This window comes from Sphingomonas eleionomae (genome assembly GCF_049889035.1).
GTDB lineage: Bacteria > Pseudomonadota > Alphaproteobacteria > Sphingomonadales > Sphingomonadaceae > Sphingomonas.
Genome location: NZ_JBLTWP010000005.1, coordinates 102,919 through 126,939, shown reverse-complemented (window position 1 = coordinate 126,939; position 24,021 = coordinate 102,919). Strand labels below are relative to the sequence as shown.

Below are 24,021 nucleotides of genomic sequence, written 5' to 3'. Positions count from 1 at the left end.
GGGCGGAAATGGCGCGCGTCGGCGTGTTCCGCGCTTATGCCCATGCGCCTGAAGTCAGCACAGGGCTGAACTACTGGGCGATACGCCAAAAAGCCCAGCATTTCAGCCAGGCCATTGATTTCAGGCTTGAAACGCTCGCGCTCGTGTTTGCCGAAACGTCCGGGCTGGCTGATTTCCGAAGACTTCACCCAGCCCGGAAGCGTCCGTTACCAAGGGCGAAGGTCGTCGCCGTAGGAATCACGAAACAGCAGAGCGAACATCAGGATTCTCCTGTTTTGGCGCAATGTGCGCGTCGTGATTATTAACTGATTTTTAAGCATTTTGCAATTCGGACTTGCGTCGCTTTCGGGACAGCGTCCACCGGAATTAACCCTTCTTTCAACCCTTGACAGATAGGGGTGATGCAATGTCCGGCACCGCGCCCTTGCGTCCTCTGCCCAGACGAACGGCGATGCGCGCGCCGGTCGCGCCCATGGCCATGCCCATTGCCAGCGCCGCCAATGCCGAGCCGCTTTCGACCGGTCGCCTTGCCGACAACAACCATGTCCAGATGTTGCTGGTGCGACTGACCAATTTTGACGTGCTGCGCCGCCATGCGGGCGTTCATGCTGCGAACGAAATCATCGACCGGATCGCAGCGCGCGTTGCGCTGGCCCTGCCGCTGGCCGAAGTGGTGGCAAGCGGACGTCGGACGATGGAAGTGACCCTGGCCATCCGAAGTCCCGGTGACGCCGACACCAATATCGCGCTGGTTCGCGATGCCATGACCGCACTGATCGATCTGGACGGCCAGCTGCACCGCATGTTCGTGACCATTGGCTCTGCGGTCGCTGGCAACCGCCATGATCCGATCCGCCTGGTCGAACTTGCCGAAGCGGCGCTGCGCCAGGCCCAATCCGATGAGCGGGATGTCGTCCGGGTGCTTGGCGAAACCGGTGACGGGCTGGATCCGGTGGCGTTGATGCGCGAATTGCCCAGTGCGATCGCGGCGGGGCAGATGGTGCTGCATTACCAGCCCAAGGTGCATGTCCGGCGTCAGGAAGTTTCCAGCGTCGAGGCGCTTGTCCGCTGGCGCCATCCGGTTCACGGCCTGATTCCGCCCGGCGATTTCATCACGCTGGCCGAGCAGGCCGGACAGATCGGGGCGTTGACGCTCTGGACTCTGGGAGAGGCGGTGCGCGGACAGGCCCGCCTGGCCGAATCCGGGCATGATATTCCGGTTTACGTGAACATTTCGGGCCTGTTGCTGGCCGACCGCGATTTCGTGCAACAGGTGTCGCTGATGGTGCGCGACACCACGGGTCGGATCGGGTTCGAGATCACGGAGACGTCGGTGATCCGCGATCCGGAGGTCGCAATCCGCCATCTGAAACTGTTTGCCGATGCAGGCATTCCGATCGCCATCGACGATTACGGTGCGGGCCTGTCCTCGCTCGCCTATTTGAAACAGCTGCCGGCGACCGAACTGAAGATCGACAAGCTGTTCGTTACCCAGCTGACCAGCAGCAACCGAGATCCGCTGATCGTGCGGTCCACCATCGATCTGGCCCATGCGCTCGATATGGAAGTGGTGGCGGAAGGCGTCGAAACGCCGGCGGCGATGGCCCTGCTCAGCGTCATGGGCTGTGACATGATCCAAGGATATCTGGTCAGCCGCCCGGTCGAACTGGATGCGCTGATCCCGTATCTGGCGCAGCATCGCCACAAACAGGCGCTGACCCGCCCGACCATCTCGTTCCAGGCGGGCAATCGTTTCTGGAATCGCGTGTAACCCCTTTAGCGCGACGTTAACGCCCGCCGGATAGTCAGGACGGGTGAATGGTTGCGCACGCCTCTTCCTGTTCCTGACCGGTGCCATGATCGGCATGATGCCGGTCGTGCAGCAACCCGCCCAGGCAGCGCCAGCCGGTCCAGCCGCAACGCAGTCGTCACCGGCAACCACCGCACAACTGGTCGAACGGGCGCGATCCGTCATGGCATCCGATCCCGAGCAGGCGCGGACGATCGCTGTTCAGGCGGCAGGCAAGGCAAGGGCAGCACGCTCGGCCGAATGGCTGGTCGCTGCGCTTGGCCTGCAGGCCGAAGCGGCACTGCGCATGCGCCATATCGACCAGGCGTCAAAGCTGATTGAAGAAGCCGTGCAGCTGACCCGGACGAACCGGGTATCCGACAAGACTGCCGGCGACCTCAAGCTGACAAGTGGCGGCGTGCGGACGGCATTGGGCGACGTTGCCGGAGCACTGGCCGATTACCAGGGGGCGCATCGTGCCTTTGTCACCGCCAATGAAGCGCGCAGCCAGGCGATTGCACTGGTCGCCATCGGGTCGCTCTATCGTGAGGCGGCGGATTATGAAGCGGCTCTGAAATATTACCGTCAGGCGCTGGAGGCGTATGACGAGGAAGCCCAGCTGTCCGTCTTTGTCCTGAATAACCGCGGCAATGTGCTGCGGGAGATGGGGCGGTCGAAAGAGGCTGTCGAACAACTTCTGATCGCTCGTCAGCGTGCGCAGACGCTGGATAACCCGACGGTTCTTGCCCGTGTCTTGGGCAATCTTGCCCGTGCCCAGCGGGTGGCGGGCCAACTGGAGGAAGCGCAGCGGTCGGTGGACGCCGGCCTTGCCCTGCTGCCTGGCGACAATGCTGCGATTGCCCGGCGCGAGCTGCTGAATGTCGCGGCGCGGGTCGCGCTAGACCAGGGGCGGGTTCAGCGGGCGATCGCCCTGTCCGAGCAGAGCCTGGCAGGCATCGATCCGGAGACATCGGCCCTGTCGTTCCGCGACGCGCATCTCAGCGCCTATCTCGCCTATAGCGCGGCGGGCGACAGCACGGCAGCTCTGGTTCATCTGAAGGCGCTCAACCGGCTGGACGAACAGGCCACCAAGCTGGCGATTTCGACCAAGACGGCGCTGATGGGCGCTCAATTCGATTTCCAGAACCAGGAACTGCAGATCGCCCGGCTCAAGGCCGAGGAGCTGCGCCGCAATGTCGAATTTGAACGCGCCCGCCGGCAATTCCAGCTGACGCTGTTCATCGGCATTGCCATTGCCGTTGCGGTCCTGATCGGACTGCTCAGCTTTGGCGTCGTGACGCTGCGCCGCAGCCGCAATCAGGTGCGCGCGACCAACGTCGAACTGGGCCGGACCAACAGCGCGCTGGAAAAGGCGTTGGCGGCCAAGACCGAGTTTCTGGCGACGACCAGCCACGAGATTCGCACGCCCCTGAACGGTATTCTGGGCATGACTCAGGTCATGCTGGCCGACCAGCGACTCGACAGTCAGGTGCGCGACCGCATCAACGTGGTTCATGGTGCCGGCGTCACGATGCGCGCGCTGGTCGACGATATTCTGGACGTGGCCAAGATGGAGACGGGCAACCTGACCATCGAACAGGCGCCGATGGACCTGCCCGCAACGCTGACCGATGTCAGCCGGTTGTGGCAGGAGCAGGCGCGGGCCAAGGGGCTGGGATTCGATCTGACCATCGATCCCGCGCTCGGCTGGATCGAAAGCGATCCCGCCCGGCTGCGTCAGATGGTATTCAACCTGTTGTCCAACGCCATCAAGTTCACGGAAACAGGCTCCGTCGCCCTTGCCGCGCGCGCGACTGGCGACCGGCTGGTGCTGACCGTTCGCGATACGGGCATCGGCATTGCACAGGACAAGCTTGGCGAGGTGTTCGAATCGTTCAAGCAGGCCGATTCCGGCACGACCCGCAAGTTCGGCGGAACCGGGCTTGGGCTTTCCATCTGCCGCAACCTTGCCCGCGCGCTTGGCGGTGACGTGGTGGTGGACAGTGTTGTCGGTGAGGGTTCGGTCTTTACCGTCGATCTTCCGCTTGTCGCGATTGCTGCACCGAAGGCTGCTGAGCCTGCGGTTCAGGTCGATGGCGGAACCGGCGGCATCATGATCGTCGAGCGCAACCCCGTGGCCCGGTCGATGCTGAAGACGTTGATGGCGCCGCGGTTCGGTGCGCCAGGCTTTGCGACCACGGTGGACGAGGCGGTTGCCACCCTTGGCGCCCAGGCATTCCGCGCCGTGCTGGCGGACGAGACCACGCTGACCGCTGACGGAACGGCCATCGAGATCGCACTGGAGCGTATCCTTGCCGCAGGCGGCGGCACGCCGGTGCTGCTGCTTGCCCAGCCCATGGCTGCCGATCGCCGCGCGGCGCTTTGCGGCATGGGGCAGGTCGTGGTAATGGAACGACCAGTGGCTGGCGCTGCGGTTGTTACCAGCTTGCAACGATTAGGGGGTTACGAAAACAATGCCCCACCTCTTGTTTCGCAAGCCGCCTAGCGCGATAGTGATATAGTCATGCAAAACACAATAACCCGTCGACAATGCGGGACAGGTCGCAAATGAAAGTTTTATTCATCGAGGATGACGCGATGAACCGGCGCGTGGTCAGCGATATGCTGGACGTTGCCGGGGTATCGATGGTCGAAGCGCCGCTGGCCGAGGATGGCCTGCGGCTGATCGAAAGTGACGAGTTCGACGTGGTCCTGGTGGACCTGCGGATGCCGGGGATGGACGGGATGGAGGCGATGCGCCGAATCCGCGCCCGGCCGGATCACAAGGCGGAACTGCCCCTGATCGTGGTCACGGCGGACACCGCCGTCGATCTGCGCGAACGGTGCATCGCTGCGGGTGCGGACGAGGTTCTGTTCAAGCCGGTGGCGATGGATGCCCTGTTCGAAGCGATGGGCCGGGTGATGGCCAGCCGAAGCGGGGACCTGCTTCTTTAGGGCAGGTCCGGCAACGGCCCTCAATCCTCAAGGATGCGGCTGGCCCGTTTCGTATCCGGCATCAGCAGATAGGTGATCAGCGACACGCCGATCATCGCGGTGACATAGAGGTAAAAGCCGCGTTCCCACCCCGCGTCCTTCAGCCATAGCGCCACATATTCGGCGGTCCCGCCGAACACGGCATTGGCTATGGCATAGGGCAGGGCGACGCCGAGCGTGCGGATGGCGGCGGGATACATTTCCGCCTTCACCACGCCGCTGATTGCCGAATAGCCGGAGACGATGGCAAGCGCCCCCATGACGATCCAGAAGGCGGTGACGGGATCGCGTACCCCCTCCAGCGTGGTGAAAATCGGCCAGGTGAAGACAACGCCCAGCACGCCAAACCCGACCATCAGCGGCTTTCGCCCGATCCGGTCGGATAGAGCCCCCATCACCGGTTGCAACAGCATGAATCCGAACAGGCTGGCCGCGCTGATCGTCGATGCGGCCTCCCGGCTGAACCCGCTCGTGTTCACCAGGAACTTCTGCATGTAGATGGAATAGGCATAGAAGGCGAGCGTGCCCCCGGCGGTCAGCGCGATGACGGTCGCCGTCTCTCGCGGGTGATCGCGGATGAGCGCGACAAAGCCCGATTGCCGCCGCGCCGCCGGGTCGGCATTGTGAAAGCTCTCCGTTTCCACCAGCCCGCGCCGCAGCCAGAAGACGCTGATCGCCAGCACGCCGCCGATCAGGAAGGGGATGCGCCAGCCCCAGGCATCCAGCGCCTCCCGCGGCAGGAATTGTTGCAGCAGCAGCAACAGTCCCAGCGCCGACAGCTGCCCGCCGATCAGCGTCACATATTGAAAGCTGGCAAAGAAGCCGCGCCGGTCGCGACCCGCAATTTCGGACAGATAGGTGGCGCTCGCCCCATATTCCCCGCCCACCGACAGCCCCTGCATCAGCCGGGCGAGCAGCAGCATGGCCGGTGCCGCAACGCCGATGCTTTCATAAGTCGGGGTGACGGCGATCAGCAGCGATCCGGCGCACATCAGCGTCACCGACAGGGTGAGGCCCGCCTTTCGCCCGTGCCGGTCGGAATAGACGCCCATCAGCCAGCCACCGATGGGCCGCATCAGAAACCCGAGCGCGAAGACCGCCGCCGCCTGCAGCAATTCCACCGTCGGATCGCCGGACGGGAAAAAGTGCGGCGCGAAATACAGGGTGAAGGCGGCATAGGCATACCAGTCATACCATTCGACCAGATTTCCCGCCGATCCGCCGATGATCGACCGGATCCGCGCTGCCATGCCCGGCGCGCCAGTCGATGCCGTGGCGGTCAAGCGTGTTCCCCGTCCAGTCGCCCATCCAGCGCCGCCGCCAGTCGATCGCGGTCCAGCTGGCCCTCCCACCGGGCGACGACGATCGTGGCGACCGCGTTGCCGATGAAATTGGTCAGCGCGCGGCATTCCGACATGAACCGGTCGACCCCCAGGATCAGGGCCATGCCCGCCACCGGCACGGCGGGTACGATCGACAGCGTCGCAGCCAGCGTGACAAACCCGGCGCCGGTCACGCCCGCCGCGCCCTTTGACGAAATCATGGCAACGCCAAGCAGCGCAATTTCCTGGCCAAGGGTCAGGTCGACGCCCACGGCCTGTGCGATGAACAGGGCGGCCAGCGTCATGTAGATGTTGGTGCCGTCCAGGTTGAAGGAATAGCCGGTCGGAATGACCAGCCCCACTACCGCCTTGGCACAGCCCGCCCGCTCCAGCTTGTCCATCACCGCGGGCAGCGCCGCTTCGGACGAGGAGGTGCCGAGCACAAGCAGCAGTTCCGCACGCAGGTAGCGGATCAGCTTGAAGATCGAAAAGCCGGCGGCAAGGCCGACCAGCCCCAGCACGCCAAGCACGAAGATGAGCGAGGTGGCGTAAAAGGTCGCCACCAGCTTGCCCAGATTTGCCAGGCTGGCGATGCCGAATTCGCCGACAGTGAACGCCATCGCCCCGAACGCGCCGATCGGGGCCAGCCACATCAACAGGCCGACGATGCGGAACACTACCTTGCCCACCCGCTCCAGAATGTCGAGCACCGGACGGGCAGGCTCGCCCACCAGGACAAAGGCGGTGCCGAACAGGATCGAGACGAGCAGCACCTGAAGGATGTTGTCGCCGACAAACGGGCTGACCAGCGTGGTCGGGATGATGCCGAGCAGAAATTTGATCAGCGATGTTTCATGCGCCTTTTCGGCAAAGCCCGACACGGCGCTGGCATCCAGTGTGGCCGGATCGATGTTCAGCCCCGCGCCCGGCTGAACCAGATTGCCGATGATCAGGCCGACGACCAGCGCAAGCGAGGAAAAGAACAGGAAATAGCCAAACGCCTTCAACGCGACGCGGCCGACCTCTGCCATGTCGCGGATGCCGGCGATTCCGGTGACCAATGTCAGGAAGATGACCGGCGCGATGATCATCTTGACCAGTTTGATAAAGGCATCGCCCAGCGGTTTCAGCGCGGATCCCGTTTCCGGTGCGGCAAAGCCGACGGCGATGCCCGCGGCGATCCCGATCAGGACCCAGCTGTACAGATGCGTCCACCAGCGTCCACGCGATGCCGTCGGTGCGGCTGCCGTGCCCTCGCCGATGGAGATTGCCATGCACCCACTCCCGCCCGAAAAAAGCAAAGCCTATCGCGGTGCACCATGCTCCGCCAGTCCGCAAAACGCTTGAACCGCGCGGGAATCGCTGATAGGGGCACCGGCAACGACCGGGAATGCGTTCCCGGCGAACCCTAATCTATTGTTTGATCGGAGCAACGACGGCCTTATGCAAATCATCGTTCGCGACAATAATGTCGACCAGGCGCTGCGCGCCCTCAAGAAGAAGCTGCAGCGCGAGGGCGTCTATCGCGAGATGAAACTGCGCCGTCATTACGAAAAGCCGTCGGAAAAGCGTGCGCGCGAGCGTGCCGCTGCCGTTCGCCGCGCCCGCAAGATGGAGCGCAAGCGGATGGAGCGCGACGGCGTCAAGTAAGCCGTCCGTCATCGCCGGGACACGATACCGGCGATGGCAATTTTCTGCTTTCGTCCGTTTCGATCACGGTCGGGCGTGGACTGTTCCGGCACGACCGGTTAGGGGGCGGCACGAGTGTCGCCCCTTTTGTCATGTTTGCAAGGATTGCCGTTCATGTCCGCCACCGCCGTGCCGATTCCGCCCGTCAAGCGCAGCTATGTCGCGTGGATCTGGATTGGCGTGGTTGCTGCCATCGCGCTGGCGATCCTGCTCGCGCGGTTCGGCGCCACCGATCCGGTGACCCGGTATCTGTCATCCAACGCATCGCGTTCGGGCGTCGTCACCACGGCATCCGGCCTGCAATATGAAGTGCTGTCGCCCGGTCAGGGGGATGCGCGCCCGTCCGAGGCGGATGTTGCGCTGATCAACTATGTCGGCACCTTTACCGACGGCAAGGAATTCGACCGCAGCCAGCAGCCGGTGCCGTTCCCGGTCGCCCCGGGCGCGTCGATCCCCGGTTTTTCCGAGGCGCTGAAGCTGATGCCGCGCGGCTCCAAATATCGCATCTGGATCAAGCCTGAACTCGGCTATGGCGCGCCCGACATCGTCGCCAAGCTTCAGCCCGGATCGCCCCAGGCGGATCTGGCCAAGAAGGTTCTGGTGTTCGAAGTCGACATGCTGGAATTCATGCCGGAACAGATGTTCCGCCAGATGCAGATGCAGATGATGGGCCCGGGTGGTCCCGGCGGCCCCGGCGCTGGCGGTCCGCCCCCCGGCGCGGGTCAGTAATCCGCGGCACGGGCCGGTCCTTTACGGGCCGGCCCGCCGTAGCTGCGGTCAGATGAGGCCGCGTCCTTCCAGCCGCACGACCGGCACGATGCCGCCCTTTGACGGGGCGCGGGGCAGGGTCAGCACCAGGGCATCGGCCTGCCGGTCGAACCCGACCTTTTGACCCGATGCCATCCGGGCGGCAGCGATCTGCGCATCGGGCAGGCGGCCGGTGCCCAGCGACGGCACGCGAACCGGCCCGTCCGGCCATTTCAGGAACAGGATGTTCAGCCCGCCATCCTTGGCGGTGAACCGGACGTCCTGCGCCGAAAATGCCTTCATCTGATCCTCCGTATGCATCCCGGCTTTCAGGACGGTCGGCCCTTCGCCATAGATGCGCCAGGGGCGTGAGCCGTAAATGGCCTTTTCGCCGTTCACGCGCATCCAGTCGCGGATGCCATCCAGGATTTTCTCTTCTTCCGCATCGATGCTGCCATCGCCGCGCACCGGGACGGACAGCAGCAGATTGCCGTTTTTCGACACGATGTCGGCCAGCCGCTGGATGACCTGTTCGGCGGGCACATAGCTGCGCTCCAGAAAGCGGCTGCGATTGTAATGCCAGTCGCCGATGCAGGTACAGGTTTGCCACGGTTCGTCGCGCAGCCGGTCCGAAAATCCGCGCTCGATATCCTCGACCAGTGCCTGACGCTGATAGGCGGACAGGTTCTTTGCCGTCAGCACCACGTCGATCGCGCCGCGCCGTTCCATGCTGCGGCTGTAATAATGGGCCAGCGCCTCCAGTCCCGTGCTGCCGAACGGCAGGCCGTAATCGTCCAGATAGACGAGATCGGGATCATGCTGTTCCACCAGGTCCATCTGGCGGGCCAGCCATTTGGCAACGAAATGGGGATTCTGCGGCGGCGAATGCTGCATCCAGCGGCCGGTATTGGCATCGTGCCAGTCGCGCATCGCCTGATTGTCGGTAATGCCGTCCGGCGGCACCATGGCGGGGCCGGTGTAGAGCTGTTGCGGGTCAAGCCCGTCCCACCATTTGCCCTTGCCGTCCGCCTTGGTCAGGCGGAATGCGTCATAACGCTGTCCGGCGCGGGGTCCTTCGGCATCATAGCCATAGGCGGTCTGCCACCAGTGCCAGGCATGGCTGATATGGTTCGACACGCCAAAGCGCAGCCCCTCTGCCCGAACGATGTTCGCCCAGGTGCCGACAATGTCCCGTTTTGGCCCGACGCGAACCGAGTTCCATTCGTGATGGCGGCTGTTCCAGCAATCGAAATTGTCGTGGTGCGCCGCCAGCGCCATGAAATAGCGGGCGCCCACTTCCTTGTACCGCCGGACCAGATAGGCGGGATCCCATGCCTCGGCCTTCCAGCGGTTTTCCATTTCCATGAAGCCGGTGTCGGCCGGGTGGCCATAGGTGCGCAGATGATGATCGTACCGGTAATCGCCCGGCACATACATCAGGCGGCCATACCAGTCCCCCGCCTCTGGCACGCATTGCGCCGACCAGTGCGCCCAGATGCCGAACTTGGCGTCGCGGAACCAGTCGGGCGTGCGATAGGCCGCGGTCAGCGCCGACCAGTTGGGCGCGACCGACTGGCCCATGCCCTGTGCCCCTGCCGCCGCTGCACCGAACAGCGCCCCGGACGCGCCCAGAAAGCCGCGCCGCTTCATGCCGCCACCTTGCCTGGTGCGCTGACCTGGGTTCGGCAATGGGCGTCGATGAAGGCCTGATGCGTCGGCATGGCGGCGACGCCGCGTTCGATCACGGCGCGCATCTGATCCAGTTTCGCCTGCATAGTCGCGGCGGGCAGGGTGTCGGCAACCGGGTCATGCCCGCCGGGCATCATCCCCTGACCCATCATCACGGCCACCCAGCTGGTGGGCGTGAACAGCTCGCCCGCATCGGTGAACACTCGCCCGGCATCGGCAAACAGCGATAGCCGGTGCTGCAGGCTGTCAGGCACGGTCATCTCCCGCATTTCGGTCCAGAACGTGGAATCGGCGCGACGATTGAGGTGGTAGTGCAGGATGATGAAATCCCGCACGCTTTCAAATTCGCGTTGCATGAACCGGTTATACTGATCGACCGTCGCCGGATCGAAGCGTTTGTCCGGAAACAGCGACATCAGCGTAACGACACCCTGCTGGATCAGGTGGATGCTGGTCGATTCAAGCGGTTCGATGAACCCCGATGCCAGGCCCAGCGAGACGACATTGGCATTCCATGCCTTGCGCCGCCGTCCGGTCTTGAACCGCAGAAAGCGGGGATCGGCCAGCGGCTGTCCCTCGACCGACGCGACCAGATCGGCCGCGGCCTCATCGTCCGACACATGGCTGCTGCAATAGACATGGCCGTTGCCGGTTCGGTGCTGCAACGGAATGCGCCAGTGCCATCCGGCCTTGCGCGCGGTGGCGCGGGTATAGGGCGGGGGCGTCCCGCTGCTGGTGGTGGGCATCGCCACGGCCCGGTCCATCGGCAGCCAGTCGGCCCAGCTTTCATAGCCGGTGTTCAGCGCCCCTTCGATCAGCAACCCGCGAAAGCCGGTGCAATCGATGAACAGGTCGCCCGGCAATTCCCGCCCGTCGGTCAGGGTCAGCGCGCTGACATGGCCGCGGTCATCCATGCGGACATCGGCAATCGTGCCGGTCAGATGGCTGACCCCGCGCGCCACCGACAGGTCGCGCAGATAGGCGGCGTACAATCCCGCATCGAAATGCAGTGCATAGGCCATGCGCGAATGGACGTGGCGGGGATCGTCAACGGGCCGGGTGAAGCGGTGCTGCCGCGCGGCCATGGTGGGCAGCGAATATTCGGCCAAATCGCCGCGACCCAGGCGCAGCCAGTGATGGTGGAAATCGACGCCCTGCGTATCGGCGCCATAGGTCCCGAACGGGTGGAAATAGCTTTCGCCCCGGTTCCCCCAATCCTTGAACTCGATGCCCAGCTTGAACGTGGCGGCGGTGCGACGGACCAGTTCGTCCTCGTCCAGCCCGAGCAGCCGGTTCAGCGTCAGGATCGGCGGGATGGTCGCTTCGCCCACGCCGACCGGTCCGATTTCCGGCGATTCGACCAGGGCGATCTCCATCCGGCTGTCGGCAAAGGTCTTGGACAGCACGGCTGCGGCCATCCATCCTGCCGTCCCGCCGCCCGCGATGACCACGCGGCTGATCGGTTCTCTTGTCACCCGACCTCTCCCTCGAACGAAATCTTGATAGCCCTATCCGATGCTACTTGTCGGATTAAATATGATCTGTATAGACGGTTGATAATAATATGATCTTTAAGCTCGTGGCTACACGACATCGGAGGGGACTGATCATGGCGTTCGGCAATCGCAAATTTCATCATCTCATGCTGCGCGCGTCGCTGACAGCGCTGACAGTCGCCTGTGCCACGCCCGCGCTGGCGCAGGACAATGCCGATCCAGCGGCGGAGCAGGCGCCGGCCGACGACGAGATCGTCGTCACCGGCCTGCGCGCGTCGCTGCAGAGCGCCCAGAACATCAAGCGCAATTCCGAACAGTTCGTTGATTCGATCACGGCCCAGGATATCGGCCGTCTGCCCGACGTGAATGTCGCCGAATCGCTCCAGCGCATTTCCGGCGTCCAGATCACCCGCAACCGCGGCGAGGGCAGCGGCATTGCCGTGCGCGGCCTGACCCAGGTTCGGACCGAGCTGAATGGCCGCGACATCTTTCAGGCCAGCGGCGGACGCGGCCTTTCTTGGGAAGAGGTCGGATCGGAGCTGCTGGCCGGTATTGATGTGTACAAGAACCCGTCGGCCGAACTGATCGAGGGCGGCCTGTCGGGCACGGTGAACCTGCGCACGCGCAAGCCGTTCGATTCGTCGGGCCGCATCATCGCGCTGAACGCAGGGGCCACCTATTTCGACCTGATCGAGAAAAGCGGCCAGCAGCTGGCGGGGCTTTACAGCAATCGCTGGGACACCGGCATCGGTGAAATCGGCCTGCTGCTCAATGTCGGCTATCAGACCACGGCGTTCCGTGAGGACAAGGTGGTGGTGGAGCCTTTCTGGCGGCACGGGCCGAACCCCACCAACATCTCAAGCATCAAACAGGCCTATCCGGGGTTCGAGAACCAGACGCTGCTTGCCCCGCATGGCGGCGGCTTTGCGGTCAGCTATGGCGACCGCGAGCGGCTGAGCGGCACGGCCGTGCTGCAGTGGAAGCCGACGGACCGGCTGGAATTGTACGCCCAGTATTTCCGTGCCGATTACAGCTTCGACGAAGCCGGCGTGTCCTTCTTTGCCTATGGCGAGGATATGCCGATCGCGACCGGGCCGAACCGCCCGTTCACCGTCGATGACGAGGGCGTTGTCCGCAGCGGCTATTTCAGCAATCCGGGCGTCGATTCGGTCAATTACGGCACGCTGCGCGACACATCGACCAGCGAATATTCCGGTGGCCTGATCTGGCAGGCGACGGACCGGCTGAAGCTGAGCGTCGATTATCAGCATATCGATTCCGACGTGCAGCAGCAGACGCTGAACCTGACGGCCAGCGCGCTCAACCCGCGCACCAGCGTTGCCGGGCTTGGCAAGGCATATGACTTCTTCTTCGATATCAGCGGCGATGTGCCGGTGCTGCTGGCCACCGATCCCAGCTATTATGGCGACATCCGCAATTACGGCATGACGGCGATCCTGCCCTATGCCGAGGATAATGAAGCGGCGGCCGATGCGATCCGCGCGGACCTCAGCTGGGATTTCGACGACGGCAGCTTCATTCAGCAGATCCGCGTCGGCGGCCGATATACCGACAAGAGCGCGATCAACCGCAACACCACCTATGGCACCTGGACGGCGATCGGTTCGACCTGCGCCAACTGGTCGTCGGTCGATGGCTGCACGCTTTTGTCCGAATTCCCGCAATATGCCGAACCCAACCGTTTCCAGTCCAACCTGCTGCGCGGCCGGGCCAGCGATACGGTGTTCGGTCCGGTGTGGCAGTTCAGCGATGCGCTGATCAACGACAGCGCCGCTGCCTTTGCCGCAGTGAAAGCGATTTCGGGTCAGGACATCGCGTTCCGCCCGTTCGACGCGCCCAATGCGTTCAGCGGCACGATCGATGAAAAGACCTATGCCGGCTATGTCCGCGTGGCTTTCGGCGCGGACCTTGGCGGCATCCGGTTTGATGGCAATGCAGGTCTGCGCGCGGTGCGGACGGAAACTGCGGCCAACGGCCTGTCGGTGCTGACTTATCGCGATCCCGCCAGCGGCGGCACGACGCCGACGACGGTCACGGTGACAGAGCCCTATTCGGGCGGTCGCGATTACGACAAATATCTGCCCAGCCTGAACCTGCGCGTCTTCCTGACCGACGAACTGATCCTGCGTGCGGCGGCGTCGAAGAATTTCTCGCGGCCCGCCTTCACCTCGCTCAACCCCAGCTTCACGCTCAGCCCGAACTACACCGATGTCGGGGAAAACCGGGCACTGACGCCGGACAGGGTGAACAACAACCTGCCCTATGATCCCGTCACCAATCCCTATGCGGGCAATGGGACGGCACAGGGCAATCCCGACCTTTTGCCCGAAGAAGTCACCCAGGCCGATCTGGCTCTGGAATGGTATTTCGAGCCGGTCGGCTATCTCTATGCGACCGGGTTCTACAAAAAGATCAAGAACCTGATCACGACCGAGGCAGCGACGTTCGTTCGTGAAATCCCCGGTGTCGGCAATGTCCAGTTCGGCGTCACCAACCTGGTCAATGTCGAGGAAGGCTTTGTCCGCGGCTTTGAAGTGGGGGGTCAGAAATTCTTCAACTTCCTGCCCGCGCCGTTCGACGGGCTGGGGGTTCAGGCGAACTATACCTATGTTGAAAGCGATGCCGGCCAGCAGGCCGCTGGTGCAATCGGCAGCCCCGAACTGATCCGCGTGCCGATCACCAACCTGTCCAAGCACAGTTTCAACCTGGTCGGTCTGTACGACAAGGATGGCCTGAACATCCGCGTCGCCTATAACTGGCGCGACGATTATCTGCAGGGCACGGCGAATACCGGAACGCAGAACCTGCCGATTTACGGCGAGGCGTTCGGGGTGCTTGATGCGTCGGTGAGCTATGACGTGACGCCGCAATTCTCGATCATCGTCGATGGCCAGAACCTGCTGGATACGGCGTTCAAGACCTATCAGATCGTGGGCAGCCGCCCGCGCGACTATGTGATCAACGATCGCCGCTTCTCGATCCGGACACGCGTCCGGTTCTGATGGTTCCACCTCCTGAACGGGGGGCGGCTTCGGTCGCCCCCGCCTTTTTCAGGGGCAGAACGGTTGGCATCATCGCGGGGCGGTGGCATTCATTCATCAAACAGATTGAGGGGCGGATGTTCGGACGGATTTTTCTTGCGCTGACAGCGTTGACATTGACCGCGCCCCTGGTCGCCCAGTCGCCGACCAGCGTTCCGCGCCTGTCAAGCGACGGCGGCCGACACGCGCTGATCGTCGATGGCAAACCCTTTCTGGTCCTGGGCATTCAGGCGCATAACAGCAGCAACTATCCCGCGATGCTGGAAACGGTGTGGCCGGTGATGGACCGGCTGCACGCCAACACCCTGGAAATCCCCGTCGCCTGGGAACAGCTGGAGCCGGAAGAGGGCCGGTTCGATTTCAGCTATGTCGACACGCTGCTTGAACAGGCGCACGCGCATGACAAGCGGCTGGTGCTGCTGTGGTTCGCCACGTGGAAGAATACCAGCCCGAATTATGCGCCCGCCTGGGTGAAACTGGATAATCAGCGGTTTCCCCGGATGCGGACGGCCGATGGCAAGGCGCATTACGCGCTGTCGCCCCATCACCGCGCCACGCTGGAGGCGGATAAAAAGGCGTTCGTCCGCCTGATGCAGCATCTGAAGGCGCGCGATCCGCAGAATACGGTCATTCTGGTGCAGCCGGAAAACGAAGTCGGCGTCTATGGCCAGAAACGGGATTTCGCACCCGCGGCCAACCGGCTGTTCGCGGGGCCCGTGCCCGATGCGCTTGCCCGCAAGATGCGCCGCAAGGGCACATGGACCGAGGTGTTCGGCAAGGATGCCGATAGCGCGTTCAACGCCTGGTACACCGCCAGCTATATCGACGAGATCGCCGCCGCCGGAAAGGCGGTGAAGCCCATTCCGATGTACACCAATGCCGCGCTCAGCGACGCCTATGCCAAGCCGGGCGAGGGGGGCGGTGCATCGGGTGGTCCCGACTGGACGATGATCGATGTCTGGAAGGCCGCGGCGCCGCACATCGATTTCGTGGCCCCCGACATCTATTCGGGCGAACCGCGCCAGTTCCTGAAGCATCTCGATCATTATGCGCGGGCGGACAATGCCCTGATGGTGCCCGAATATGGCAATGACGCGAAATTCGCGCGCTTCTTCTGGGCAATTCTGGGCAAGGGCGGGATCGGCATGGCGCCGTTCGGCATGGATGCCAGCGGCTATTCCAATTACCCGCTGGGTGCCAAGGAACTGGACGACGCGACGCTGGATGCCTTTGCGCGGCCCTATCGCCTGTTCGCGCCTGCCGCGCGCGCATGGGCGGCGATCGCCGCCGACCGCCCGACCTGGGGCACGACCAAGCGTGAGGATACGCTGCGCGACGAAACCGTGATGGGCGCGTGGAAGATCAGCGCGCATTACGAGGAGTGGCAGTTCGGCGACCGGGACAGCCCGTGGCTGAAATCCGATCCACATCCGACGGCGGGCAAGCCGGTCGGCGGCGCAGTGGTCGCCCAGCTGTCCGAAAACGAATTTCTGGCCGCGGGCAGCCATGTCCGCCTCAAGTTCGGCGCGGAAAAGCTGCCCGCCGGGCGGCAGGGGATCATGCTGCGGGTCGAGGAAGGCAGCTTTGATGCCGACGGCAAATGGCTGATGCGCCGTGTCTGGAATGGCGATCAGACCGACCACGGCCTGAATTTCGGTGCCGATCCGGTGTTTCTCAAAATCACGATGGGCAGTTTCAAGGAATGACCATGCGCGCATTGAACAGGGGTGGGGCGGCGCTTGCGCTGCTGATGGCTGGCGTTTCGGCGGTGCCGGCATGGGCCGCCGAGGTGGAAAAGGTCCCGGGCGGCGTGGTCGTCACGCCCGACCGCGGCCCGGCCAAGAAGGTTCGCGTGCTGGTTTATGGTGCGGATCGTTTCCGCGTCTCTGCGACGCCGACGACGGAGTTCAACCGCCCCGACAGCATCATGGTCGTCGCAAAGCCCGACGGTGCGTTTACGATCAGCGAGGCGCGCGGGACCGTGACGGTCAAGGCCGAACGGGGCAGTGCGACGATCCGGTTGTCCGACGGGCAGGTCAGCTTTGCCAACGCGGCCGGCACGACCATCCTGACCGAGGCGGCGCGCGGCGCGTTCCAGCCGGTGACAGTCGAGGGCGAACAGTTCGTGGCGGTGAACCAGCAGTTCAATCGCGGCACGGACGAGGGCTTTTTTGGCCTGGGCCAGCACCAGAACGGGCAGATGAATTACAATGGCGAGGATGTTGAGCTGGCCCAGCACAACATGTCGATCGCCATCCCCTTTGTCGTGTCGACCAACAATTACGGCGTGCTGTGGGACAATGAAAGCATCACCCGCTTTGGCGATCCGGTGCCCTATGCCCATGTCGGATCTCGGGACGATGCGGGCCTGACTGTCACGAGCGGCGGCAAGCCGGGATGGAAGGCCGAATATTTCCTGGACGACAAGCCCGCCGTCACCCGTCAGGAATCGACGATCAACTACGAATATATCCGCGACCAGAAGAATTGGCCTGAAGCGGCCAAGGCTCAGACGGTTGCGGCGACGACCGGGCAGAACACGGCTGGCAATGCTGTGCAGCAGCAGCGCGTGGTGTGGACCGGCACGCTGAACGCCAAGGCCAGCGGCACGCACAAGTTCAAGCTCTACAGCTCGCATTACGTCAAGGTGTTCGCCGACGGCAAGGAAGTGCTGTCGCGCTGGCGCCAGAACTGGAACCCCTGGTACCATAATTTCGAACTGCCGATGACGGCGGGCAAGACGGTCGATCTGCGGATCGAATGGTCGCCCAATGCCGGATATATCGCGCTGTATCACAACGATCCGATGCCCGCGCAGGACCGCAAGTCGCTGTGGCTGTCGTCGGAACTGGCCAAGAACCTCGATTACTATGTCGTCACCGGCGACAATCTGGATCAGGTGGTTGCGGGCTATCGCTCGTTGACCGGCCAGGCGTCGATGATGCCGAAATGGGCCTATGGTTTCTGGCAGTCGCGCCAGCGGTACAACACGCAGGACGAATTGCTGGGCGTGGTGCGCGAATATCGCAAGCGCGAGTTCCCGATCGACAACATCGTGCAGGACTGGTTCTACTGGCCCGAAAACGCGTGGGGCAGCCACGAATTCGAGAAGGCGCGGTTCCCCGATCCCAAGGGGATGGTGGACGAGGTGCACGCCCTGAACGCGCGCATCATGATCTCGGTCTGGCCGAAATTCTATCCGACCACCGACAATGCCAAGGAACTGGACGCCAAGGGCTGGCTCTATCGCCGTCCGCTGGAGGCTGGACAGCTCGACTGGGTGGGCAAGGGGTATCCCAACACCTTCTACAACCCCTACACCAAGGGCGCGCGCGAGCTGTACTACAAGCAGATCGAGGACAAGCTGGTCGGGCTTGGCTTCGATGCATGGTGGATGGATGCGACCGAACCCGATTGGCATTCCAACCTGTCGGTCGAGGAGCGCAAGTTCCAGATGAGCCATCGCGACAGCGGCGTCGGCGCGGCCCGGTTCAACAGCTATCCGCTGATCCACGCCGACGGGATGGCCGATGGCCTGCGCGGCAGCCACCCGGATCAGCGGCCCTTCATCCTGACGCGGTCGGGCTATGCCGGGGTGCAGCGTGCATCGAGCGCGCTGTGGTCGGGCGATGTCGCCGCGCGCTGGGACGATCTGCGCGATCAGATTTCGGCCGGCGTCAACCTGTCGATGGCGGGTGTGCCCAACTGGACGCACGACATTGGCGGCTTTGCAGTCGAGGATCGCTACACCAAACAGGATCCGGCGCACGTCGCCGAATGGCGTGAACTGAACCTGCGCTGGTTCCAGTTCGGCACGTTCAGCCCGCTGTTCCGCAGCCATGGCGAGTTTCCGCTGCGCGAGGTCTATTCCCTGGCCGGGGATGATCAGGCCGCATACCAGTCGATGCTGGATTATACCCGCCTGCGTTATCGCCTGTTGCCCTATATCTACACGCTGGCGGCGGACACGCACTTCAAGTCCGGGACGATCATGCGCGGCCTGGCAATGGATTTCCCCGCCGACCGCAAGGGCTGGGACGTGGACGACCAATATCTGTTCGGTCCCGCGTTCCTGGTCGCGCCGGTCACCGAATTCAAGGCGACGAGCCGTACCGTCTGGTTGCCCGCCGGCGCCGACTGGTACGATTTCGCCACCGGCCGGCATTTCAAGGGCGGGCAGACGATTACCGCCGATGCCCCGCGGGAACGGATGCCGCTGTTCGTCCGTGCAGGGTCGATCGTGCCGACCGGCCCGGCGGTGCAGTACACGTCGGAACAGCCAGATGGACCGCTGGTCCTGCACGTCTTTGCCGGGGCCGACGCCAGTTTCGACCTGTACGAAGATGACGGCACGTCGATGGGCTTTGATCGTGGCGAGTTTGCCCGCACCCCGATTCGCTGGGATGACAAGGCGGGTACGCTGACCATCGGTGCGCGTCAGGGCAGCTATCCCGGCATGGCGGGCAAGCGCGGCATTTCCGTCCGCGTCTATCGGCCGGGCGGGACAACCGCGCCCAGCTTCGAGGCGGGATCGGTGCAGGTCGTCTATGATGGCAAGGCGGTGACCTTGGGGCGGGATCGGCTGAAATGAGCTGGCGCTGGAGCCGCCGGCGGACGCTGTCGGCGCTTGGCGCGCTGATCGGCACGGTTGCCGCCCCTGTGGTGCGGGCTGCATCCGCCGCCACCGGCGGCACGCGGGCGATCGACCTTGATCTTCGCCGCGCCGGCAAGCCGATGGACCGGTTTTTCGATTACATGGTCGGATCGGATTATCCCGGCACGTTGATCCGCGACGACAGCATGGCGCAGCTCAAGACCACAGTCGATGAACTGGGGTTCCGCACGATCCGCTTTCACGCCCTGTTCCACGACGTCCTGAAAACGGTGCAGGTCAGGGACGGGCGGATCATTTACGACTGGTCGGGCATCGACCGGCTGTACGACGGCCTGATTGCGCGGAACATCCGGCCCTTTGTCGAACTGGGTTTCACGCCAGAGGCGATGAAGACATCGGATCAGCAGATCTTCTGGTGGAAGGGGAATACCAGCCATCCTCAGGATGGGCCATGGGCCGCGCTGGTCGATGCGTTCGTTCGGCACTGCCGCGAACGGTACGGCGTGGCAGAGGTTCGCCGCTGGCATTTCGAATTCTGGAACGAACCCAATCTGGACGGCTTTTTCGAGCGCGCGGATCAGGCCGCCTATTTCCGCCTCTATGCCCTGACCGCGCGGACCATCAAGGCGATCGACCCTGCGCTGCCGGTTGGCGGGCCGGCCACGGCGGGCGCTGCCTGGGTGCCGGAATTCCTTGCCTATTGCCATGCCAACAAGGTGCCGGTCGATTTCGTGACCACCCATACTTATGGCGTGGAGGGCGGCTTTCTGGACGAAGAGGGCAAGCAGGATACCAAGCTGTCCCCATCGCCGGATGCCGTCATCGGCGATATCCGCAAGGTGCGGGCAGAGATCGAGGCATCGGCCTATCCCGGCCTGCCGCTCTATTTCACCGAATGGTCGACCAGTTACACCCCGCGCGACTTCGTCCACGACAGCTATGTCAGCGGGGCCTATGTCCTCACCAAGCTGAAACAGGCCGAGGGGCTGCTTCAGGGCATGAGCTACTGGGCCTATACCGACCTGTTCGAGGAACCGGGTCCGCCGCCGACGCCCTTTCATGGCGGCTTTGGCCTGATGAACCGCGAATCCATCCGAAAGCCGGTCTGGTTCGCCTATAAATATCTGAACGCCGTGCGCGGGCGCGTGCTGCCCAGCACGGACGAACAGGTCTGGGCCGCGACGGACAATGGCCGGGTCGCCGCACTGGTCTGGGCATTTCGCCAGCCGGATCAGAAGTTCAGCAACAAGCCGTTTTTCAGCCGGATTGTTCAGGCATTGCCCGACCGGACGGTCGTGCTGCGCGTCGCCGGGATGCGGCCGGGCCGATATCGGATGCGGCTGCACCGAACCGGCTTTCGCGCCAATGACGCCTTTTCGGCCTATATCGACCTTGGTTTGCCGGACAGCCTGTCGGCGGACCAGATCGCGCGGATGCAGGCGCTGACCGCCGACAAGCCTGAGCGGCAGGTGATGGTCACCATCGGCATGGACGGCACATGGATGGGCAGCATCCCGATGCGCAGCAACGACATGGTGCTGGCGGTGCTGGAACCGGTCAGCTGACCCCTGCGGCCTGATCCTCGCAGACCGCGTCGATCCCCTGCCAGATTGCGGCAAGATCGGCGTCGTCGATGCAATAGGGCGGCATGACATAGATGGTGTTGCCAAGCGGCCGGATCAGCAGGTTACGGGCGCGGAATGCGGCCAGCAGGCGCGGGGCGATATCCGCCAGATAACCATCGCCGCTCTGGCCGAATTCGAACGCAGCAATGGTGCCGATGCTGCGCGCATTGTGCGCCCATGGCCGTGCGGCAATCCGGTCCAGCCAGCCCCGTTGCCGCCGCCCAAGATCGGTCACGCGGTCCAGCACCGGTTCCTCTTGCCAGACGGCCAGATTGGCGGCGGCGGCTGCGCAGGCGATGGGATTGGCGGTGTAACTGGATGAATGAAAGAACATCCGCCCCCGGTCGGTCGACAGATGCGCCTCATAGATCCGCTCGCTCGCCATGGTGACGGCCAGCGGCACGGCCCCGCCCGTCAGCCCCTTGGACAGGCACAAAATGTCCGGCACCACGCCCGCCTGTTCACAGGCCAGCAGCGTGCCGGTGCGGCCCCAGGCGGTCATCACCTCGTCCGCGATGAACAGCACGTCGTGCGCGGCGCAGATGCGTGCCATTTCGGCGAGAATGGCGGGCGGATAGGTCAGCATCCCCCCCGCACCCAGCAGCAGCGGCTCGACGATCAGGGCGGCCGGACGATCGTGGCACGCCGCCTCCAGCGCATCCAGCGTTGCCTGTTCGCGTCCCGCTGCGGGAAAGGGCAGGGTGTCGACATCGAACAGCAACGGTTGATAGGCGCGGTTGAACACACCGCGCGCGCCCACCGACATCGCCCCGATGGTATCGCCATGATAGCTGTGTTCCAGCACCAGGATGCGGTCGCGCGGCTGACCGATGTTCAACCAGTATCCCAGCGCCATTTTCAGCGCGACCTCGACCGCCGTCGATCCGCTGTCCGAAAAGAAGGTGCGGGTCAGGCTGTCCGGTATCATGGCGTGCAGGCCCGTCGCCACCGCCTCTGCATGGGGATGCGTCCATCCGGCAAAGATGATCTGGTCCATCTGTCCCGCCGCCTCGGCAATAGCGGCCATGATGCGGGGATGGCTGTGACCATGGGTGGTGACCCACCAGCTGGAAATGCCGTCGATGATGCGGCGGCCATCGCGTGTGAACAATGCCGCACCCTCGGTCCGCACGATTTCGGGAATCGGCTCGTTCAGGCCATGCTGGGTAAAGGGGTGCCAGATGTGGCTCATGCGAAATCGTCCAGCCGGAAATGCTGCGCAAATGCTGCGGCAAGCGTCTGGGGTGTGAGCGGGTCCAGCCGGGGCAGGCGGCCTAGCCGGCGGACGCCGCCGATTGCCGCAATGGTTGCCTCGCTATCCTCGTTCGCATCGCCGTTGAACGCCACGCCCAGGATGGGAATGTTGCGCGCCCGCAGCGCCTCGATGCTCAGCAGGCTGTGGTTGATCGTGCCCAGCGACGTGCGGGCGACCAGCACCACGGGCGCGCTCCACCGCGCGAACAGGTCGGCATAAAGCAGATCGCGCGTGACGGGGACCAGCACGCCGCCCGCACCCTCCACCACCAGCGGGCGCTGATGCCGGGGCAGGGTCAGCCGGTCGGGGTCGATCACCACGCCGTCCAGCTCCGCGGCGCGATGCGGCGACAATGGCTCGGTCAGGCGATAGGCTTCGGGCAGGATGCGTTCGCGCGCCAGACCGGACAGGCGGTGGACGGTATCGGCATCGCAGCCATCAGCGATGCCGGACTGCACCGGTTTCCAGTACAGGCCGCCCAGCGCGCCGGCCAGGGCGGCGGCAAAGATCGTCTTGCCCGCATCGGTATCGGTGCCGGTGACGATGATGGTCGGACCCGTGCTCATGCCATTGCCTCGTTCAGCGCGCCTGTCAGCGCATCGATATCGGTCATCGTGACGTTGAGCGTCAGGGACAGACGCAGCCGGGCGGTCCCGGCGGGTACCGTCGGCGGACGGATACCGCGCACGTCGAACCCGGCCGCCTGTATCTGTGCCGCGACGGCCATGGCGCGGGCATCTTCGCCCAGGATCACCGGCACGATCTGACTGCCCGTCGGCGCGATGCCCAGCCGGGCCAATCCTGTGCCCGCAGCGGCGATCAACCCGTGCAGGGCGGCCCGCCGCTCCGGCTCGTCCGACAGGATGCGAAGCGATTCGCGCACCATCGCAGCGATCAGCGGCGAAGGCGCGGTGGAATAGATGAAGCCGCGCCCGCGATTGACGATGAAATCGCGCATCACGTGGGGCAGGGTGACCAGCGCCCCTTCGACGCCCATCGCCTTGCCACAGGTGTGAATGGCGATGCGGCGCGGGCCGGGCAGGGACAGCCCCTGTCCACTGTTGCCGAACACGCCGGTGGCGTGCGCCTCGTCCACGATCAGCACCGCATCCTCGGCTTCGGCCAGCGCCGTCAGCTCGGCCAGCGGCGCGCGGTCGCCATCCATGCTGTACAGGCTCTCCACCGCAATCCAGGGCGTGCCCATCCCGCCGCTTCGCCGCCAGTCGCGGATCGCGTCGGCAAATCCCTGCACGTCATTGTGCGGCACCTCGCGGGCAGGCGCGCGGGCCAGCCGCATCCCCTCATGCGCGCTGGCATGGATCAGGGCATCGTGCAGGATCAGGTCGCCGCGCTGCGGCAGCGTCGACAGGATCGTCGCATTGGCCGCAAAGCCGCTGGAAAAGAACAGCGCGGCCTCCGATCCGAAAAACGCGGCGGCCTCTGTCTCCAGCAGCTCATGCTCCGCATCGTTGCCCCGCAACAGGCGGGATCCGCCGGACCCGGTCGGCACGCCACGCGCCAGCGCCGCCTGTGCCGCAGTGGCAAGGCGGGGGGAACGGGCAAGCGCCAGATAATCGTTGGACGAAAAATCGATGCCGGTGCGCGGCGACAGCGACCGCAGCCGGTCACGTGCCGCCAGGCCGGCCAGGTCAGACCTCAATGCGTCAATCGCTTGCATGGCTCGCTGTTAGGATCGCTGCGCCATCAAGGGAAGCGGCCCGCGCCAGAGACCCGGGCT

Annotated in this window: 17 protein-coding genes; 10 read left to right on the top strand and 7 right to left on the bottom strand. The window is 64.1% G+C overall.

Annotated features, from left to right (window positions below):
- The first annotated feature begins 8 nt into the window (after nt 1-8).
- From ACNI3Q_RS14285 to ACNI3Q_RS14270, 4 genes are all read left to right on the top strand, one after another.
- Nucleotides 9-305: a hypothetical protein gene (locus tag ACNI3Q_RS14285; RefSeq protein ID WP_426277816.1), complete on the top strand. Its 297-nt coding sequence runs from the start codon at nt 9-11 to the stop codon at nt 303-305.
- Between the two features lie 146 nt (nt 306-451).
- Nucleotides 452-1,771: an EAL domain-containing protein gene (locus ACNI3Q_RS14280; RefSeq protein WP_426277814.1), complete on the top strand. Its 1,320-nt coding sequence runs from the start codon at nt 452-454 to the stop codon at nt 1,769-1,771.
- A gap of 43 nt (nt 1,772-1,814) precedes the next feature.
- Nucleotides 1,815-4,295: an ATP-binding protein gene (locus tag ACNI3Q_RS14275; protein ID WP_426277812.1), complete on the top strand. Its 2,481-nt coding sequence runs from the start codon at nt 1,815-1,817 to the stop codon at nt 4,293-4,295.
- 62 nt (nt 4,296-4,357) lie between these two features.
- Complete coding sequence (locus ACNI3Q_RS14270) at nt 4,358-4,744, top strand: response regulator (RefSeq protein ID WP_426277810.1); 387 nt, start codon at nt 4,358-4,360, stop codon at nt 4,742-4,744.
- Between the two features lie 20 nt (nt 4,745-4,764).
- Here the strand turns inward: ACNI3Q_RS14270 and ACNI3Q_RS14265 are convergent, their stop codons facing one another.
- Both ACNI3Q_RS14265 and ACNI3Q_RS14260 read right to left on the bottom strand, forming a co-directional pair.
- Nucleotides 4,765-6,033 carry an MFS transporter gene (locus tag ACNI3Q_RS14265; RefSeq protein WP_426277916.1) on the bottom strand — a complete coding sequence of 423 codons (1,269 nt, stop codon included), beginning with the start codon at nt 6,031-6,033 and terminating at the stop codon, nt 4,765-4,767.
- Between the two features lie 29 nt (nt 6,034-6,062).
- Nucleotides 6,063-7,379, bottom strand: coding sequence for a dicarboxylate/amino acid:cation symporter (locus tag ACNI3Q_RS14260; protein ID WP_426277808.1), 1,317 nt, complete (start codon nt 7,377-7,379; stop codon nt 6,063-6,065).
- Nucleotides 7,380-7,548: 169 nt separating this feature from the next.
- On the opposite strand from ACNI3Q_RS14260, the gene rpsU reads away from it, so the two are divergent.
- Entirely contained in the window at nt 7,549-7,755 is a 207-nt protein-coding gene (rpsU, locus tag ACNI3Q_RS14255; protein ID WP_260021384.1) for a 30S ribosomal protein S21, read from the top strand.
- Nucleotides 7,756-7,908: 153 nt separating this feature from the next.
- Nucleotides 7,909-8,523 carry an FKBP-type peptidyl-prolyl cis-trans isomerase gene (locus ACNI3Q_RS14250; RefSeq protein WP_426277806.1) on the top strand — a complete coding sequence of 205 codons (615 nt, stop codon included), beginning with the start codon at nt 7,909-7,911 and terminating at the stop codon, nt 8,521-8,523.
- Nucleotides 8,524-8,571: 48 nt separating this feature from the next.
- Here the strand turns inward: ACNI3Q_RS14250 and ACNI3Q_RS14245 are convergent, their stop codons facing one another.
- Both ACNI3Q_RS14245 and ACNI3Q_RS14240 read right to left on the bottom strand, forming a co-directional pair.
- Nucleotides 8,572-10,191 (bottom strand): alpha-L-fucosidase, encoded by a 1,620-nt coding sequence (locus ACNI3Q_RS14245; RefSeq protein WP_426277804.1) that lies wholly within the window; start codon nt 10,189-10,191, stop codon nt 8,572-8,574.
- Entirely contained in the window at nt 10,188-11,705 is a 1,518-nt protein-coding gene (locus tag ACNI3Q_RS14240; RefSeq protein ID WP_426277802.1) for a tryptophan halogenase family protein, read from the bottom strand. Before ACNI3Q_RS14240 ends, ACNI3Q_RS14245 begins: the two co-directional genes overlap by 4 nt.
- Before the next feature lie 134 nt (nt 11,706-11,839).
- Between ACNI3Q_RS14240 and ACNI3Q_RS14235 the strand changes: the two genes are divergently transcribed.
- From ACNI3Q_RS14235 to ACNI3Q_RS14220, 4 genes are all read left to right on the top strand, one after another.
- Nucleotides 11,840-14,749 carry a TonB-dependent receptor gene (locus tag ACNI3Q_RS14235; RefSeq protein WP_426277800.1) on the top strand — a complete coding sequence of 970 codons (2,910 nt, stop codon included), beginning with the start codon at nt 11,840-11,842 and terminating at the stop codon, nt 14,747-14,749.
- A 116-nt stretch (nt 14,750-14,865) separates the two neighbouring features.
- A complete protein-coding gene (locus tag ACNI3Q_RS14230; protein WP_426277798.1) occupies nt 14,866-16,494 on the top strand; it encodes a DUF5597 domain-containing protein in 1,629 nt (542 codons plus the stop codon).
- Nucleotides 16,495-16,496: 2 nt separating this feature from the next.
- Nucleotides 16,497-19,379, top strand: a complete 2,883-nt coding sequence (locus ACNI3Q_RS14225) for a glycoside hydrolase family 31 protein (protein ID WP_426277796.1) — start codon at nt 16,497-16,499, stop codon at nt 19,377-19,379.
- Complete coding sequence (locus tag ACNI3Q_RS14220) at nt 19,376-20,968, top strand: GH39 family glycosyl hydrolase (RefSeq protein WP_426277794.1); 1,593 nt, start codon at nt 19,376-19,378, stop codon at nt 20,966-20,968. The genes ACNI3Q_RS14225 and ACNI3Q_RS14220 overlap by 4 nt, the downstream gene beginning before the upstream one ends.
- On the opposite strand, the gene ACNI3Q_RS14215 is transcribed toward ACNI3Q_RS14220, so the two are convergent.
- The 3 genes from ACNI3Q_RS14215 to ACNI3Q_RS14205 are packed head-to-tail and all read right to left on the bottom strand — an operon-like array spanning nt 20,961 to nt 23,961.
- The gene (locus ACNI3Q_RS14215; protein ID WP_426277792.1) at nt 20,961-22,220 is read right to left on the bottom strand and encodes an adenosylmethionine--8-amino-7-oxononanoate transaminase; all 1,260 of its coding nucleotides are present in this window, start codon (nt 22,218-22,220) and stop codon (nt 20,961-20,963) included. The two genes, ACNI3Q_RS14220 and ACNI3Q_RS14215, sit on opposite strands and share 8 nt — an antisense overlap.
- Nucleotides 22,217-22,849 (bottom strand): dethiobiotin synthase, encoded by a 633-nt coding sequence (gene bioD / locus ACNI3Q_RS14210; protein ID WP_426277789.1) that lies wholly within the window; start codon nt 22,847-22,849, stop codon nt 22,217-22,219. The genes ACNI3Q_RS14215 and bioD overlap by 4 nt, the downstream gene beginning before the upstream one ends.
- The gene (locus ACNI3Q_RS14205) at nt 22,846-23,961 is read right to left on the bottom strand and encodes an 8-amino-7-oxononanoate synthase (protein ID WP_426277787.1); all 1,116 of its coding nucleotides are present in this window, start codon (nt 23,959-23,961) and stop codon (nt 22,846-22,848) included. Before ACNI3Q_RS14205 ends, bioD begins: the two co-directional genes overlap by 4 nt.
- Between the last annotated feature and the right edge of the window lie 60 nt (nt 23,962-24,021).

Excerpts from the sequence above, each read along its gene's own strand:
- ACNI3Q_RS14285 (WP_426277816.1), top strand. The coding sequence starts at position 9 with ATGGCGCGCGTCGGCGTGTTCCGCGCTTATGCCCATGCGCCTGAAGTC.
- ACNI3Q_RS14280 (WP_426277814.1), top strand. The coding sequence starts at position 452 with ATGCGCGCGCCGGTCGCGCCCATGGCCATGCCCATTGCCAGCGCCGCC.
- ACNI3Q_RS14270 (WP_426277810.1), top strand. The coding sequence starts at position 4,358 with ATGAAAGTTTTATTCATCGAGGATGACGCGATGAACCGGCGCGTGGTC.
- ACNI3Q_RS14265 (WP_426277916.1), bottom strand. The coding sequence starts at position 6,033 with ATGGCAGCGCGGATCCGGTCGATCATCGGCGGATCGGCGGGAAATCTG.
- ACNI3Q_RS14260 (WP_426277808.1), bottom strand. The coding sequence starts at position 7,379 with ATGGCAATCTCCATCGGCGAGGGCACGGCAGCCGCACCGACGGCATCG.
- rpsU (WP_260021384.1), top strand. The coding sequence starts at position 7,549 with ATGCAAATCATCGTTCGCGACAATAATGTCGACCAGGCGCTGCGCGCC.
- ACNI3Q_RS14250 (WP_426277806.1), top strand. The coding sequence starts at position 7,909 with ATGTCCGCCACCGCCGTGCCGATTCCGCCCGTCAAGCGCAGCTATGTC.
- ACNI3Q_RS14245 (WP_426277804.1), bottom strand. The coding sequence starts at position 10,191 with ATGAAGCGGCGCGGCTTTCTGGGCGCGTCCGGGGCGCTGTTCGGTGCA.
- ACNI3Q_RS14235 (WP_426277800.1), top strand. The coding sequence starts at position 11,840 with ATGGCGTTCGGCAATCGCAAATTTCATCATCTCATGCTGCGCGCGTCG.
- ACNI3Q_RS14230 (WP_426277798.1), top strand. The coding sequence starts at position 14,866 with ATGTTCGGACGGATTTTTCTTGCGCTGACAGCGTTGACATTGACCGCG.
- ACNI3Q_RS14225 (WP_426277796.1), top strand. The coding sequence starts at position 16,497 with ATGCGCGCATTGAACAGGGGTGGGGCGGCGCTTGCGCTGCTGATGGCT.
- ACNI3Q_RS14220 (WP_426277794.1), top strand. The coding sequence starts at position 19,376 with ATGAGCTGGCGCTGGAGCCGCCGGCGGACGCTGTCGGCGCTTGGCGCG.
- ACNI3Q_RS14215 (WP_426277792.1), bottom strand. The coding sequence starts at position 22,220 with ATGAGCCACATCTGGCACCCCTTTACCCAGCATGGCCTGAACGAGCCG.
- bioD (WP_426277789.1), bottom strand. The coding sequence starts at position 22,849 with ATGAGCACGGGTCCGACCATCATCGTCACCGGCACCGATACCGATGCG.
- ACNI3Q_RS14205 (WP_426277787.1), bottom strand. The coding sequence starts at position 23,961 with ATGCAAGCGATTGACGCATTGAGGTCTGACCTGGCCGGCCTGGCGGCA.